General features: G+C 73.2%; 16 protein-coding genes and 3 tRNA genes. 5 read left to right on the top strand and 14 right to left on the bottom strand.

Translation table 11 applies throughout. The features are described from left to right. Window positions 1-33: 33 nt before the first annotated feature. From ACVWW9_RS06950 to tilS, 9 genes are all read right to left on the bottom strand, one after another. Window positions 34-768, bottom strand: a complete 735-nt coding sequence (locus ACVWW9_RS06950; protein ID WP_456514928.1) for a hypothetical protein — start codon at window positions 766-768, stop codon at window positions 34-36. A gap of 82 nt (window positions 769-850) precedes the next feature. After that, the gene (locus tag ACVWW9_RS06945; protein ID WP_456514927.1) at window positions 851-1,672 is read right to left on the bottom strand and encodes a hypothetical protein; all 822 of its coding nucleotides are present in this window, start codon (window positions 1,670-1,672) and stop codon (window positions 851-853) included. Window positions 1,673-1,797: 125 nt separating this feature from the next. Next, a complete protein-coding gene (hpt, locus tag ACVWW9_RS06940; RefSeq protein WP_354256681.1) occupies window positions 1,798-2,349 on the bottom strand; it encodes a hypoxanthine phosphoribosyltransferase in 552 nt (183 codons plus the stop codon). A 67-nt stretch (window positions 2,350-2,416) separates the two neighbouring features. Then, window positions 2,417-3,178, bottom strand: coding sequence for a hypothetical protein (locus ACVWW9_RS06935; protein ID WP_456514926.1), 762 nt, complete (start codon window positions 3,176-3,178; stop codon window positions 2,417-2,419). 32 nt (window positions 3,179-3,210) lie between these two features. Next, window positions 3,211-3,966, bottom strand: a complete 756-nt coding sequence (locus ACVWW9_RS06930; protein WP_456514925.1) for a hypothetical protein — start codon at window positions 3,964-3,966, stop codon at window positions 3,211-3,213. Continuing rightward, window positions 3,963-4,703, bottom strand: coding sequence for a hypothetical protein (locus tag ACVWW9_RS06925; protein WP_456514924.1), 741 nt, complete (start codon window positions 4,701-4,703; stop codon window positions 3,963-3,965). The genes ACVWW9_RS06930 and ACVWW9_RS06925 overlap by 4 nt, the downstream gene beginning before the upstream one ends. After that, window positions 4,700-5,533: a hypothetical protein gene (locus ACVWW9_RS06920; RefSeq protein WP_456514923.1), complete on the bottom strand. Its 834-nt coding sequence runs from the start codon at window positions 5,531-5,533 to the stop codon at window positions 4,700-4,702. Before ACVWW9_RS06920 ends, ACVWW9_RS06925 begins: the two co-directional genes overlap by 4 nt. Before the next feature lie 159 nt (window positions 5,534-5,692). After that, window positions 5,693-6,502, bottom strand: coding sequence for a hypothetical protein (locus ACVWW9_RS06915; protein WP_456514922.1), 810 nt, complete (start codon window positions 6,500-6,502; stop codon window positions 5,693-5,695). 93 nt (window positions 6,503-6,595) lie between these two features. Beyond that, the gene (tilS, locus tag ACVWW9_RS06910) at window positions 6,596-7,588 is read right to left on the bottom strand and encodes a tRNA lysidine(34) synthetase TilS (protein ID WP_456514921.1); all 993 of its coding nucleotides are present in this window, start codon (window positions 7,586-7,588) and stop codon (window positions 6,596-6,598) included. A 47-nt stretch (window positions 7,589-7,635) separates the two neighbouring features. On the opposite strand from tilS, the gene ACVWW9_RS06905 reads away from it, so the two are divergent. Further along, entirely contained in the window at window positions 7,636-8,181 is a 546-nt protein-coding gene (locus tag ACVWW9_RS06905; RefSeq protein ID WP_123696972.1) for an inorganic diphosphatase, read from the top strand. A 72-nt stretch (window positions 8,182-8,253) separates the two neighbouring features. Here ACVWW9_RS06905 and ACVWW9_RS06900 read toward each other — a convergent pair whose 3' ends face one another. Next, entirely contained in the window at window positions 8,254-9,693 is a 1,440-nt protein-coding gene (locus ACVWW9_RS06900) for a M23 family metallopeptidase (protein WP_456514920.1), read from the bottom strand. Window positions 9,694-9,969: 276 nt separating this feature from the next. On the opposite strand from ACVWW9_RS06900, the gene ACVWW9_RS06895 reads away from it, so the two are divergent. From ACVWW9_RS06895 to ACVWW9_RS06880, 4 genes are all read left to right on the top strand, one after another. Beyond that, window positions 9,970-10,042 (top strand) — tRNA-Glu (locus tag ACVWW9_RS06895). A 40-nt stretch (window positions 10,043-10,082) separates the two neighbouring features. Further along, window positions 10,083-10,160 (top strand) — tRNA-Asp (locus ACVWW9_RS06890). A gap of 58 nt (window positions 10,161-10,218) precedes the next feature. Continuing rightward, window positions 10,219-10,291, top strand: a tRNA-Phe gene (locus ACVWW9_RS06885). A 141-nt stretch (window positions 10,292-10,432) separates the two neighbouring features. Next, on the top strand, window positions 10,433-10,864 hold the full coding sequence (locus ACVWW9_RS06880) for a hypothetical protein (RefSeq protein WP_456514919.1): 432 nt from the start codon (window positions 10,433-10,435) through the stop codon (window positions 10,862-10,864). 9 nt (window positions 10,865-10,873) lie between these two features. On the opposite strand, the gene ACVWW9_RS06875 is transcribed toward ACVWW9_RS06880, so the two are convergent. The 4 genes from ACVWW9_RS06875 to ACVWW9_RS06860 form a co-directional block, all read right to left on the bottom strand. After that, a complete protein-coding gene (locus ACVWW9_RS06875) occupies window positions 10,874-11,569 on the bottom strand; it encodes an NADPH-dependent F420 reductase (protein ID WP_456514918.1) in 696 nt (231 codons plus the stop codon). A 99-nt stretch (window positions 11,570-11,668) separates the two neighbouring features. Beyond that, window positions 11,669-12,112 carry a pyridoxamine 5'-phosphate oxidase family protein gene (locus ACVWW9_RS06870; RefSeq protein WP_456514917.1) on the bottom strand — a complete coding sequence of 148 codons (444 nt, stop codon included), beginning with the start codon at window positions 12,110-12,112 and terminating at the stop codon, window positions 11,669-11,671. A 58-nt stretch (window positions 12,113-12,170) separates the two neighbouring features. Next, complete coding sequence (locus ACVWW9_RS06865; protein WP_354256719.1) at window positions 12,171-12,806, bottom strand: 1-acyl-sn-glycerol-3-phosphate acyltransferase; 636 nt, start codon at window positions 12,804-12,806, stop codon at window positions 12,171-12,173. Continuing rightward, window positions 12,803-13,894, bottom strand: coding sequence for a fatty acid desaturase family protein (locus ACVWW9_RS06860; protein WP_456514916.1), 1,092 nt, complete (start codon window positions 13,892-13,894; stop codon window positions 12,803-12,805). The genes ACVWW9_RS06865 and ACVWW9_RS06860 overlap by 4 nt, the downstream gene beginning before the upstream one ends. Window positions 13,895-14,093 lie beyond the last annotated feature (199 nt).

Raw genomic sequence — 14,093 nt, 5'->3', positions numbered from 1 at the left:
CCCCGGCGGTGAGCGACCTCGCCGCCTGTTCGCTCAGGGCGCGGACGGCTCGAGCAGCTCGAGCGACATGACGATCGCGCGGATCGTCGCGTACTCCTCGCTGCCGAGGTACTCCTCCGCAGCCGCGACGGAGTCGACCGCCCACGGGGCGCCGACGCCGGCGCCGGTGACGTTGACCTCCGAGCCGAAGCTGATGAGGCCGGCGGGCGTCTCGATGACGTTGACGATCGGGCAGCGCGGCGTCTGCGCGTCGGCGGCGGGGCGGAGGCCGACGCTCACCACCCACTGCTCCCCCAGCTGCAGGGCGGCCGCGCCGAAGGCGATGCCGGCCGCGCCGGTGAGGGTGACGTCCTGGCGGTCGAGCACCGCGGTGCGCCAGCCGACGGGCGTGCCGGAGCCGTCGACGCAGCTGCCGTCGCCGGCCGAGACGCCCTCGGCGTAGCCGAGCTGCCGCTGGCCGTCGGCGCGCAGGATGTCGAGCCCGCCCGCGGCCTCCGCGACCGACCAGTCGGCGGGGATGCGGAACGTGGCGGCGCCGCTCGGCACCGGGACCTGCTGCCAGCCGCTCGTGTCGACGCCGGCGATCTCGGCGGGCAGGGCCGACGTGACGGTCGGCGTCGGCGTGGCCGGCACGGTGGGCGGCGGGGCGGTGATGCCCGGAGGGATGGTCGGCTGGGGGTCGGGCGACGGCGTGCCGGAGCAGCCGACGAGGACCGAGGCAGCGATCGCGAGGGCGATCGGGGCGAGCAGCCGGGCGGGGGACGTCATGGCTCCATCATCCCAAACCGTGGGGGACGCTCGGCTGTGAGCGCGCCGGTGCGAGCGGCGGGGCGATCACGCCGAGGCAGCGTCATGGCGCCGCGTCCAGCAGCGGCGCGTCGGTGAGCTCGAGCGACTGCAGCACGCCGATGATGGCGTCGTGCTCGGCGCTCCCGAGCCACGCGCGAGCGGACTGCTCGTCGGGGAAGTCGATCGTCGGGTCGGGGATGCCGTCCTCGCGCTCGGCGTCGCCGACCACATCGAGCAGCACCACGCGGCTGCCGCTCCAGAGCACGTCGGTGAGGTCGGAGCAGCCGTCCTGCGCGACGGGCAGGGTGGTGACGACACCCATCACGATCGACCACTCGCCGGGCTCCCCTGCCGCGTCGAACTGCGCAGCCTCGCCGAGCTCGGCGAGCGCGAAGGTCGGCCCGATCGGTTCGCCCTCTGCTGCACGCGCGGCGACGAGCTCCTCGGAGAACGGCGTGATCTCGGTCCGCTCGGCGTCTGCCGACACCTCGCGGCAGTCGACGGAGTCGTTGCCAGGGCGCTCGCGGTACCAGAGCATGCGGTCGCCGTCCTCGTCGAGCACGACGAGCTCGTTGAGCCAGCTGGGGCCGTTGTCGTACATCTCGGACGCCTCGTGCATCGCGCTGCGGTCGTCGACCGACCAGCCCTCCGGCAGCGAGAACCGCACCGCGCCGTCCTGCGCCTCGAACACCCGCGACGCCGCCCCGGCGGCGGCGCTCGGCGTCGGGGACGCCGAGGCGGTCGGGGCCGCGGTGGCGGATGCGCTGGGCGGCGGGCCGTCGGGCGCGACCGTCGGCTCGGCGCCGGGCTGGGCGCATGACGCGAGCGCGAGCGCCGCCAGGACGGCGACGGACGCTCGGACGGCGGCGGTGGTGCTGGTCATCGTGACTCCTCGGGCTCATCGGGCGCGGCGGCCCCTCGAACCGACATGTCCGATCGTCGCCCACGCGTCACATCCGGGCGGTCACGATCCGATCACGATCGTGCCCGACGGGTCCTGCCCGGCCGTCAGTTGTAGACGTGGGGCGCGAGCACGCCGATGCCGCGGAGGTTGCGGTACTTCTCGGCGTAGTCGAGGCCGTAGCCGATGACGAACTCATTGGGGATGTCGAAGCCGCAGTACTTCACCTCGACCTGCACCTTGAGCGCGTCGGGCTTCCGCAGCATCGTGCAGATCTCGACCGACGCGGCGCCGCGCGACTCGAGGTTGGCCTTGAGCCACGAGAGCGTCAGGCCCGAGTCGATGATGTCCTCGACGATCAGCACGTGCCGGCCGGTGAGGTCGGTGTCGAGGTCCTTGAGGATGCGGACGACGCCCGACGAGACGGTGCCGGAGCCGTACGACGAGACGGCCATCCAGTCCATCTCGATGTGGCGGCGGAGCGTGCGCGAGAGGTCGGCCATCACCATGACCGCGCCGCGCAGCACGCCGACGAGCAGCAGGTCGAGGCCCTCGTAGTCCTCCTCGATCTGGCGGGCGAGCTCCTCGAGCTTGGCGTGCAGCTCGTCCTCGGTGATGAGGGTCTTGGCGAGGTCGCCCTCGACGTGCGTGAAGTCCATCTGCGCTCCTGGCGGTCGGCGTCGGCGGTGCGACCAACCTACCGGCCGGTCGCACCGCGCTCGCGCGTCAGACCCGGGGTTCGAACGACAGCAGGATCTGCTTGAGCGTCGCGTACTCCTCGGTCTCGAGGTAGGCGCGCGCGTCCTCGATCGAGTCGACGATCCAGATGGCGGCGTCGCCCATGCCGCTCAGCTGCGACTCCGTGGCGAAGGTCATGATGCCGCCGGGCTCGCCCTCCGGTGCCGGACCGGTGGTGATGAAGTAGAACGGGCAGCCGAGCGGCTCCTGCAGCCACTCCTCGGCGGTGATGCCCATGCCGAAGATCCAGCGCCCGTCCTCGAGCTCGACCGCGACCGCCCCGAACGCGACCGCCTCGGCATCGGCCGAGCCGTCGCCGAGGGCGAGTGGAGCCGTGTCGAGCAGCTCGCTGTCCGGCAGCATCGGCGTCGAGACGCCATCGCTGCCCTCGACGGTGCAGATCCCGCCGACGTCGCCCGGCGCCTGCGAGAAGGTGAGCTGCGGCTGCCCGTCGGGTCGCCGCACGGTGACGCCGTCGATCGGCTCGCCATCCTGCTCCGCGAAGGTCACGTCGGCGCTCCAGTCGGCGGGGATGCGGAACTGTGCGCGTCCGGACTCCGGCTGGATGAGCTGCCAGTCCGCCATCGGGTCGGCGCTCGCGGTCGGCGCAGCCGTGGCGGTCGGCGTCGCGGCCGGGGCATCGGTCGCGGTGGGCGCGGCGCTCGGCTCGGTCGCGGGTGCGGCGCAGCCGGCGAGCAGCGCACCGAGCGCGAGCACGGCTGCCGCTCCTCGGAGTCGGGCGTCGTGCATGGGAGTCCTCTCGTGATGGCTGAAGCGCGTCCTCATGGGAGCGCCGGGGCAGGGATGCCGGTCAGGTCGAGCGTCGCGACGATCTCGAGCAGCGCCGTGACGTCGTCGCTCTCGAGCCACGCGACGGCCTCCGCCTCGCTGGCGAACTCGCCGCGGACGCCGAACGACACGGTGCGCTCCCCGTCGATGACGGTCGATGCCGGTGCGCTCTCGCCCGCCGGCGACGTGGCCAGCCCGGCGTGCGCGGTGAAGGTGGTGCCGTCGCCCGTCGTCCACCACGCGCTCGCGAAGTGCTCGAGGTACGTGCGGTTCGTGTCGCCCGCTGCCGCGAGCTCGTCGGCGTCGAGCGTCTCGACGGGCGTCGACCGCACGACGCCGAAGTCGGCGGCCGCACCCACGTCGTCGTACGGGCCGTCGTCGTAGCTGGCGGTCACGGTCCCGGTCTCGTTGCGCACGGCGATGGCGTTGACCCAGTGCTGCTCGCCGTCGTACGCGACCTCCTCCCCGCCGACCTCCGCCGTCCATCCGGGCGGGATGCGGAACGTCGCCGTGCCGTTGGGCGTCGCGATCTCCTGCCAGTCGGCGCTCGGATCGGTCGGCGTCGCCGTCGGAGTCGGCACGGGCGTCGGCTCGGCGCTCGCCGTCATCGTCGGCTCGGCGCTCGCCGTGGCCGTGGCCGTGCGCGTCGCCGCGGGCGTCTCCCCCGGACCCCCGGCCGACGGGGCGCAGCCCGCGACCAGCAGCGCGATCGTGGTCAGCGCTGCTGCTGCCGCACCGCGGCGGCTCATCGTGCGGCCTCGAGCCGGAGCGACCGGAGCACGTCGACCAGCGCGGCGTACTCCTCGGTCTCGGCGTACGCGGCCCCGGCGTCGAACGAGTCGACCTGCCAGAGCCCTCCGCCCATCGACGCCGAGGGCGTGCCGAGCGTGACCCAGGGGTAGCCCTCCGGCACGGCGACGTCGTCGTAGGTGAGGCACGGCATGCGATCTCCTTCTGGCCGTTCGGTGCTGTAGCCGACGTGGAACGAGAAGTCCCCCTCGGCCGGCTGCACGGTCGCTGCGTAGAGGAACGCCGGAGGTCCGTCGTCGAGGCTCTCGCCCGTCACGTCGACCTCCTCCACCAGGTGGATGCGCGCGGGCACGAACGCGGTGCCGTCGCCGTCCCAGTCGTCGCATGCCCCGCCGCGGTCGCCTCCGTTGCCGATGGCGAGGAGCGCCATCTCGTGCTGCAGCGAGTTGCGGACCCAGATCCACTCCACGTCGCCCACGTCGCTCGCCACGGCCCCGCCCTCGACCGTCCAGGTTGGGGGGATGCTGACCGAGGCCATGCCGCTCTCCGTCGAGAAGCGGTGCCACGTCGCCTCCGGCGCAGCGGTCGGCGAGGCGGCAGCAGTCGGGGACGCGGACGCCGGCGCGGACGAAGCGGGCGGTGCGGTCGACGCCGCCGGCGCTGCGCCGGCGCAGCCGACGAGCAGCAGCGGCGCGACGAGGAGCGACAGGACGGCGGACCGTCGCGCGGCGCTCACGGGGTCACCTCGAGCGAGCGCACGATCGTCCAGGCGGCGGCGAGCCGGTCCTGATCGACCAGCTCCAGCGCCCGGCCGGCCGAGGAGAAGCCGGCGAAGGATGGCGGTGACGACAGGCTGGGGCCCGGGCTGCCGGTGCCGAAGGCGACGGATGCGATGCCGTTGGCACCGCTCGTCACGTCCACCGACGAGTCGGTGCAGCCCTCGGCGTCCGGCCGGCCGTCGGTCAGCGAGATCGACATCGATCCGCTCACGCCGAGCGCGTCGAAGCGCACCTGGGTCGAGAGCTGCCCAAGCGTGTCGATCGCGAGCTCCACCGGCTCCTCGTGCAGGACGCGCGCGTCGATCCCGGGGCCGTCGCATCGCAGCGTCCACGGCTCCGCGTCGAGGTGGAGGCCCAGCAGGTGCTCCCCGTCATCGGTGTAGACGTGCGCGTAGCCCGCCGGCTCCGCCGTGCCCGGAGCGAACGCGTGCACGCCGCGCACCTCCCAGGTGGGCGGGAGCCGGAACGACGCCTCGCCGCCGGGCATCGTGAACGTCTGCCAGTCCGTGGTGTCGACTGCCGAGGGCCCCGACCAGGCAGGAGGCTCGGGCGCCGGCGGCGCGACCGTCACGCCCGGTGCCTCGGAGTGCGCGTCCCGCTCGTCGGCCGAGGAGGCGCTGGGCGTGGGGGTCGACGACGCCGCGGTGGCGCCGGGTGCCTCGGTCGTGGGCGTCCCGGTCGTGGCCGAGGGGGCCTCGGTCGGTTCCGCCGCGGGGGCGGCGCAGCCCGCCAGCAGCGCGGTGAGGGCGAGTGCGGCGGTGACCGCGCGCAGCCGTGGGGTGATCATCGTGATCCTCTCGTGACGAAGATGCAGGTGTCGTGCAACCCGACATGTCCGCCCCGGGGGCGAGGTCACCCCCGCGAGGTCACGGTTCGATCACGAAGCACTCCACTGCATCGAACCGCACCACGGCCGCCGGCAGGTGGCCGTCGACTGGACGGCGCATCACGATCGTGCAACGACCTCGAACGACGCGAGCACATCGCGGATGGCGCGGTACTCGTCGGTCTCCGCATACGCGCGCGCCGCGCCGAAGCTGTCGAACACCGGCGCCGCGAGCCCGGCGTCGTCGACGATCTCGAAGACCAGGTAGTCGTACCCCACGTCGTAGAGGGCGATGATCCCCGGCTCGCACGCGGCATGCGGATCGTTCTGCGAGATGCCGGCCGCGAAGATCACGCCGCTCGAGCCCTCGTAGGCGACCGCGACGCGCGCGGCGCCCGCGGAGGCCACCGCACCGCCCATCGGTGCCGCGTCGAGCACCTCGGTGGCGGGCCTCGTGCACGGCGTGGAGTCGCTGGCGTACTGGCCGCCGCTCGCGACCGCCTCGAACCGGAGCATCGGGGTGCCCGCGCCGTCGCGCACCAGCCCGCGGTGGTCGGTCCACGCCGGGTTGCCCTCGACGACCTCGGTCGTGATGTCGACGGTCCAGCCCGGCGGCATGCGCCAGCTGCTCCGCCCGTCCGGCGCCTCGTAGCGCTGCCACCCGGGGCTCGCCGTCGCGACCGGGGGCGCCGGCGTCGCGGTCGCGGGAGGCGCCGGCACCGCGGTCGGTGTCGGCGTCGCGGTCGGCACGGGGGTCGGCACCGGGGTCGGCACTGGGGTCGGCGTCGGGGACTCGCCGGTCGCCGACGGCGCGGGCGGCGCGGAGTCGGCCGGCGCGGGGCTCGGCGCGCACCCGGCGAGCACGAGCAGCGGCAGCAGCAGCGCGGCAGCGCGCAGCGCCCGTGCGGCGCGGTCGCGAGGGGGACGCATCAGGTGGCTCCTCCGGTCAGCGGACGCGGCGCGTCCGTCGAACCTGACATGTCCGGCAGCGCGCGACGGTCACACCGCGCCACGAGGCAGCGCTCAGGCCGCGACGAAGACGAGCCGACGCCCGTCGCGCGTCACGCGGATGCCCGGCAGGTGGATCGGCCCCTGGCCGTGCCAGTCGGTCACGAGGCGCGAGACCTCGAGGGTCTGCTGCCGCGAGAGCGCGACGTGGAACTCGCTCTGCACGGCGAGGCGGATGATCCGCTGGCGCAGCGCGGGCGGGTTGGCGCCCAGCCCGCCCACGTCGAGCGAGAGACCGCCCTCGGCGTGCTCGACGAGGTCGAGGATCTGCTCCTGCGCGAAGTGGGCGAGCGCCTCGGCGTCCTCGCGGAGCGTGTCGGCGGTGCGCGTCAGCGCGAGCGCGACCCCGCCGCCGAGCACCTCGTCGAGCATCGGCAGCACCCGGTGCCGCACGCGCACGCGCAGGAAGCGGTCGTCGTCGTTGTGCGGATCGCTCCACGCCTCGAGGCCCTGGTCGCGGCAGGACTGGTGCGTGGTCGCGCGCCGCACCTGCAGCAGCGGCCTGCGGAGGAAGCCGATGCGCGGGTGCATGCCCCACAGGCTCTCGGAGCCCGACCCGCGCGCGAGCCCGATGAGCACGGTCTCGGCCTGGTCGTCGAGCGTGTGGCCGAGGAGCACGGCGGCGGCGCCCTCCTCCTTGCGCGCCTGCAGCAGCGCGGCGTATCGGGCCTGCCGGGCGGCCGCCTCGGGGCTGCCGTCGGTCGCGACCTGCACGGGCATCACGCGCACCGGGTCGAGGCCGAGCTCGCGCGCCTGGTCCGCAGCACGCTCGGCGATGTCGGCGCTGCCGGGCTGCAGGCCGTGGTCGACGATCACGGCGCCGGCCCGGACTCCGGACCGGGCGGCCTCGAACGCGGTGGCCGATGCGAGGGCGAGCGAATCGGGTCCGCCAGACAGGGCGACGAGCACGAGCGCGCCCTCCGGCAGGTCGGCGATCGACTCGCGCACGGCCCGGCGGACGTCGGCGACGGCAGGCGTCAGCCGCGGTCGACGGTCGCTTTCGGGCATGAAGTAACCTTATGCCGATTCCGCACCACCACGAGAAGGAGCCGCTCTTGGCCGCCTACGACGTCGTCATCGAGATCCCCAAGGGGAGCCGCAACAAGTTCGAGGTGGACCACGAGACGGGTCGCGTGTACCTCGACCGCGTGCTCTTCACGACCTTCGTCTACCCGACGGACTACGGCTTCTTCGAGGGCACCCTCGGCCTCGACGGCGACCCGGTCGACGCGCTCGTGCTGCTCGAGTACTCGGTGCCCCCGGGCGTCTTCGTGCGCGTGCGCCCCGTCGGCCAGCTCAACATGGAGGACGACGGCGGCATCGACACGAAGGTCATCTGCGTGCTCGAGAAGGACCCGCGCTGGGCGCACATCCAGGACATCACGGATGTGCCGCAGCAGACGCGCGACGAGATCGAGCACTTCTTCCTGCACTACAAGGACCTCGAGCCGAACAAGTGGGCCAAGCTCGGCGAGTGGGAGGGCGTGGAGGCCGCGGAGGCGACCGTCCAGGCCGGCTACGCCGCCTTCGACGCCGCCCACGGCGACCAGTCCGGCGAGAGCGTCGAGAAGCCCGAGGGCGGCCGCGACGTCACCGCCTGAGACGAGACGCGAAGAGGGGCGCACCGCGAGGTGCGCCCCTCTTCGCATGTCTGCGCCGCTCGGGCAGGCGGCTCAGCGCAGGTAGACGCCCCGCGCGTTGAGGAACGGCTCGGGGTTGACGAGCGAGCCGTTCACGCGGATCTGGAAGTGCAGGTGGCAACCGGTCGAGTGGCCCGTCGAGCCCTCGTAGCCGACGACCTGGCCCGCGCGGACGCTCTGGCCGGGGTAGACGACCGCCGGGGCGATCATGTGCGCGAACTCGCTCTGCACGCCGCCGCCGTGGCTGATGTAGAGGATGTTCGCGCCGTAGATGTCGCGGCCGCGCAGCGCGACCGTGCCGTTCGCCGGCGCGTAGATCGGCGTGCCGCAACCGGCGACGATGTCGACGCCCGCGTGCAGCTTGCGCCCGAGCACGCCCAGCGGGTCGTTGCGCCAGCCGTAGGCCGAGCTGAAGCGGCCGTAGTGCGGCGTCTGCCAGCCGCTGGATGCGGGCGGCGCGACCGGCACGGACCCGCCGCCACCGCTGCCGCCGCCGCCGCTGCCGCCACCGCCGCCGTTGCCCGCGTTCGCAGCCGCCTCGGCTGCGGCTGCTGCGGCCGCTGCAGCTGCTGCCGCCTGGCGCTGCTGCTCGGCGATCCACCGCTGCCGCTCCGCCTCGCGGGCGGCGGCCTCGGCGGCGAGGCGGATGCGCTCCTGCTCGGCCAGGTAGGCCTGCCAGCGCTGGCCGGCCTGGTAGTCCTCCTCGGTCGCGACGCGGTTCTCGACGAGCACCGCGAGCTGAGTCTCCAGCTGGACGCGATTCGCCTGCTCGAGCTCCACGGCGGCCTGCGCGGCGGTGGCGGCGTCCTGCGCGGCGGTGTAGGCCGCGTCGGCCTCCTGCTTGAGCTCGAGGAGCGCCTCGCGCGCGACGGCGGCCTGGTCCTGGAGCGCCTGCGCGGTGTTGGCGTCGCGCTGCGCCTGCTCGTAGAGGGAGTCGGCGGTGCCGGCGACGCGGTCCATCAGGTCGAGGCGGTAGAGCCAGGTGTCGGCCGAGCCGGGGTTCGCGAAGAGCTCGGCGCTCATGTCGCCGGTGCCGCCGGAGCGCGCGAGCTGCGCTGCCAGCTGGCCCGCGGCGCGCTCGGAGTCGGTCGCGCGGGTCGAGGCCTCGTCGGCCTGCTGCTGGAGGCGCCCGGCGACCGCCACTGCCTCGTCGTAGCGGGTCTGCGCCTCGATGGCCTCGGCAGCGAGTCGCTCGGCTTCGGCCTGCGCCGACTGGAGGTTGGACTCCAGCTGGGCGATGAGGCCCTGGATCTGCGCGATCTGCTCGTTCTTCGCGGACTCGTTGCCGCGCGCGGCCTCGACCTCGGCCCAGGTGGGGAAGCCCCAGTCGTCGACGGCGTCGGCGGCAGGCGTGCCCGGCACGACCATGACGAGCACCATGCCCGCGACCGCGGCGGAGGTGGCGATCGCGTGGCGCAGGCCGCGCCAGTGGGCGGTCGCCTCGCCAGCGCCGGTCCGGTCGGGCCTCGCCATGTGACTCCTCGTTCGGCAGCGCCAGGCGCTGCTCAGGTCCATCGTGCCACCGCGGTGCGCGCTCACAATGGGGGCAACTCTACCAACATTCATGCTCCGGCTGAAGGTTGGATTCCTCGCGATGCGCTATGGCGTGTCGACGAACCCGCCCGAACCCGAAACGCCCGCGCCAAGGGGCTCGCGGGCCGTGCAGACACGCGGCATCCGCGCCCGGTTTGCACCGAGCCTCCGGCGTGCTGTAGCGTCTACCCTCGGTAGTCGAGCGCTCCGGCGCCCGGCCCCATCGTTTAGAGGCCTAGGACACCGCCCTTTCACGGCGGCAGCACGGGTTCGAATCCCGTTGGGGTCACTCAGGGCAGATTCGTTCTGTACGATGGGTCTACCAGCATGGCCCTGTAGCGCAGTTTGGTTAGCGCGCCGCCCTGTCACGGCGGAGGTCGCGGGTTCAAGTCCCGTCAGGGTCGCCATTGCCCTTGGCCCTCTCGAGAGAGAGGGCCTCGTGCAAGGGCGGACGATGTTCCGCCTGGCTCTGTAGCTCAGTTGGTAGAGCGCACGACTGAAAATCGTGAGGTCACGGGATCGACGCCCGTCGGAGCCACACCGGAAGCCCCCGCCGCGCGGGGGCTTCGTCGTTCCCGGAGCGAGCGACCGAAGCACGTGCTCACCTCGCCTTGAGCGAATCCTGCCCTGGACCCGCTGCCTCGTTCTGTAACGTCGTTCGCGACGCGAGGGGGCGCACATGCGGGCAGTCGAGGTGCTGAGGTCGATGGTGCTGGATCGGCCGCCGACGCGGCGCCGCGAGGCGATCGCGGCACCCGCGCGCTGCAGCGAGACGGACCCGGATGGGCGTCGCTGCGCCAAGGACGGCGGGCACCTGCTGCCGCACCTCAGCCTGGCCGTGTCCGGGGCGGAGGCGCACGTGTGGCCCGAGCGCGGACCCGACCAGGCGCTCGTCTACATCGAGGAGGACGGCCGGCTCTCGCTGCTCGACGGCGCGCGCGTGACGCATCGGCTCGACCAGGTGCGCATCGACTACCCGCTCGGCTCGCCCTGGAGCGGCAGCTTCATCGCCCGGAGCGACTCGACGCACTCGTGCCCGGCGTTCGGCACGCGCTCGACCTACGACGAGCTCCTGCTCGCCGCCGACCGCCAGGGCATCGAGGTCTTCTGACCTGAGCGCTCAGCCGATGAGCGCGCGGAGCGTCGCGGCGTCCTCGTTCGCGCCGAACGCCGGGTAGCCCGGCTGCAGCCGCAGGCCCGCCTCGAGCGAGTCGAGCACCACGGGGTCGAAGCCGAACTCGTCGACGAGCCGCGCGACCAGGTCGACGTCGGCGCCGGCATCGCCCGCGACGGCGATCGCGCGGCGCTGCGGGTTGCCCGCGGGCCGCGGCCAGTCCGCGAGGTCGTGGTAGCCCATGTGGTTGAAGGCCTTGACGACCCGCGAGCCCGGCAGGAACTCCTGCACGATGACGCTCGTCGGCCGAGACGGGTCGGTGAACTCGTCGCGGATGCCGTCGGTCTCCCACCAGTAGTTCATCGCGTCGATGACGAGCTTGCCACCCAGCGCCTCGACCGGCAGCGCGGTGTGCTGGCCGAGCGGCAGCGCGAGGATCACGACGTCGGCGGCTGCGGCGACCTCCGCCGCCGTCATCGCCTCGGCGCCCGGCGCGAGGTACTGCGTGATGAGGCGGATGCGCTCGGGGATGCCGGAGCCTGCGATGAGCGTGCGGTGCCCGGCCGCGAGCGCGCGCCGCGCGAGCGCCGTGCCGACCTTGCCGGCACCCAGGATGCCGAGTGTCAGCGTCGCGCCGCCCGCGCGCTCGATCGATCGATCGGCGTCGAGCGTGCTCGTGCTGGACTCGGCCGGCTGCGTCATGCGGATGCTCCCCTGCTGCGGGCGCGCTCGTCCGCGACCCGTCACCATCATCCAACGCGAGGGCCCCGGCACGGCATTCCCGCGGCCGCGGCCGGGCCGTCAGTCGGTGGCGCTGGCCGCCGGCTCGCTCTCGGGCGCCGGGGCCGCCTGGCGGTGGAAGCGCCGGCCGGAGAGGCGGGCGAGATCGATGCGCACGAACTCGCGGGTGACCGTCGGGATGAGCGGGTGGATGGGCAGCCGCTCGGCCGCCGCGATCTCGTCGCTCGACTCGAGGTGGCGCGCCTGCCCGTGGCCGATGACGCTCCAGGCCTCGCGCACGCCGATGTGGTCGATCTCGAACACGACGTCGTCGGCGAGCAGCACCCCGGCGAGCTTCGTGCCGGGCGACGTGCGGAACGTGATGGCGCTGCCGTCGGCGTGGTAGTTCACCGGGAACACCTCGAGCACGTCGCCGACCCGGAACGCGATGCGCCCGAACTCGAAGGCCGCGAGCAGCTTGCGGCACTCCGCCTCGCTGATCTCGTGCACGGGGCTCTCGTCCATGGCCTCATGCTCGCACCGGCGGGGCCGGCGCACCAGGGGCGCACCGGCGCCGCTGCGGTCAGCGCCGGCCGCGCTCCTCGGCGAGCCGCGCGGCGAGGCCGGCCTCGTCGGCCAGTCGCGGCTCGGTCGTCCGCTCGGGGTTGATGCCCACCTTGCCCGCGTAGAAGGCGCGGATGCGGTCCATGTCGGCCGGCACATCCCCGGTCATCGTCATGGTCGGGCCGAGCCCCGTCGTGCCGGTCGCGCTGTCGACCCAGCCGAGCGTGACGCCGATGCCCGTCTCGAGCGCGATGCGGTAGAAGCCGCTCTTCCACAGCGTCGAGCTGCGGGTGCCGTCAGGCGTGACGACGATCGCCGCGTGCGGGTCGTCGCGCACGAGCTGCACGATGCGGTCGACGAGGCCCGCCGGGTCATCCCGGTCGACGGGGATGCCGCCGAGCCAGTGCATGACGCGGCCGAACGGGCCCTGGAAGAGCTCCCGCTTGCCGAGCCAGCGCACCGGCAGCCGCGCATCCCACGAGATGGCGAGCATCAGCACGAAGTCGCGGTTCGAGGTGTGCGGGGCGCCGATGAGCAGCCGCGGGCCGTCATAGGGCGGCTGCTCGCGCACGAGCCGCCACGGGCTCAGCCGCCAGTGCAGGGCGGCGAGCGCGTGGCGGACGGGGAGCCGCGGCCGGGTGGGGCCTCCGGTCACCGGCGTGCGTCGAGCATCGGGCAGTCGAACGGGTCGCGGGCGGCGAGGCCCACGCGGTTCAGGTACCGGATGACGGAGCCGTACGCGCCGACGAGGTTCGTCTCGGTGTACGGGATGCCGTGCTGGGCGCAGTGCGCGCGCACGATCTCGCTCGCCGCCTTGAGGTGCGGGCGGGCCATGTTCGGGAAGAGGTGGTGCTCGACCTGGTAGTTCAGGCCGCCCATGAGCGTGCTCATGCCCCAGCCGCGGATGTTGCGGGAGGTGCGCACCTGCTTCGTGAAGAAGTCGAGCTTCACGTCGCGACCGACGGTCGGCATGCCCTTGTGGTTCGGCGCGAACGAGGCGCCCATGCCGATGCCGAAGACGGCGAGCTGCACGCCGAGGAACGCCAGCGCCATGAGCGGCGGCATGACGAGCAGCAGGAACGTGATGAAGAGCGTGAAGCGGGTGGCGATGAGGCCGAGCTCGAGCCAGCGGCCGACGACCGGGCGGCGCTCGAGCAGCGTCATGATCGAGCGCACGTGGAGGTTGGCGCCCTCGAAGGTGAGCAGCGGGAAGAACAGCCAGCCCTGTCGCTGCGTGACCCAGCGCTGGATGCCGCGGGCCTTCTTCGCGTCACTCGGCAGGAACGAGATCGTGTCGATGTCGATGTCCGGGTCGCGGCCGATCTGGTTCGGGTTCGCGTGATGGCGGGAGTGCTTCGTCATCCACCACTGGTGGCTGATGCCGACGACGCCGGCGGCGAGGATGCGCCCCAGGCGGTCGTTGGCGGGGCCGTTCTTCAGCACCTGGCGGTGCGAGGCCTCGTGGGCGATGAAGGCGATCTGCGTGAAGAGGATGCCCAGGGCGCCGGCGATGAGCAGCTGGAACCAGCTGTCGCCGAGCAGGAACGAGCCGACCAGCAGGCCGGCGAGGGCGACGCCGAGGACGACCATCACGCCGACGTAGAAGCCGACGCGTCGCTCGAGCAGGCCCGCATCGCGGACGGCCTTCGCGACGACGCGGAAGTCCGCGCGCTCGGCGCGCTCTGCGCGCTCGCTCGCGGGGATCGTGGAGCGGAGGGCTCCAGTGGTCATCGTGGTGGTCATTGTGCCCCTCTCGGGCTCTGCAGCGACTTCCCAGTCCATACGGGTCGGGAGCATCCATGCTCCGAACCCCGGATGCTTTCAGCGTATGCCGTACGCAATGCCACCAGCCGCATGCGACCTATGACTCGCAGATGGATGCGCTGTACCCCACCATGCGCGACCCCACCGTCCCGGGACGGCGAAGGACCCGAGCGCCGGG

This window comes from Agrococcus sp. UYP33 (assembly GCF_054060915.1).
This window is presented reverse-complemented; position numbering and strand designations above follow the sequence as displayed.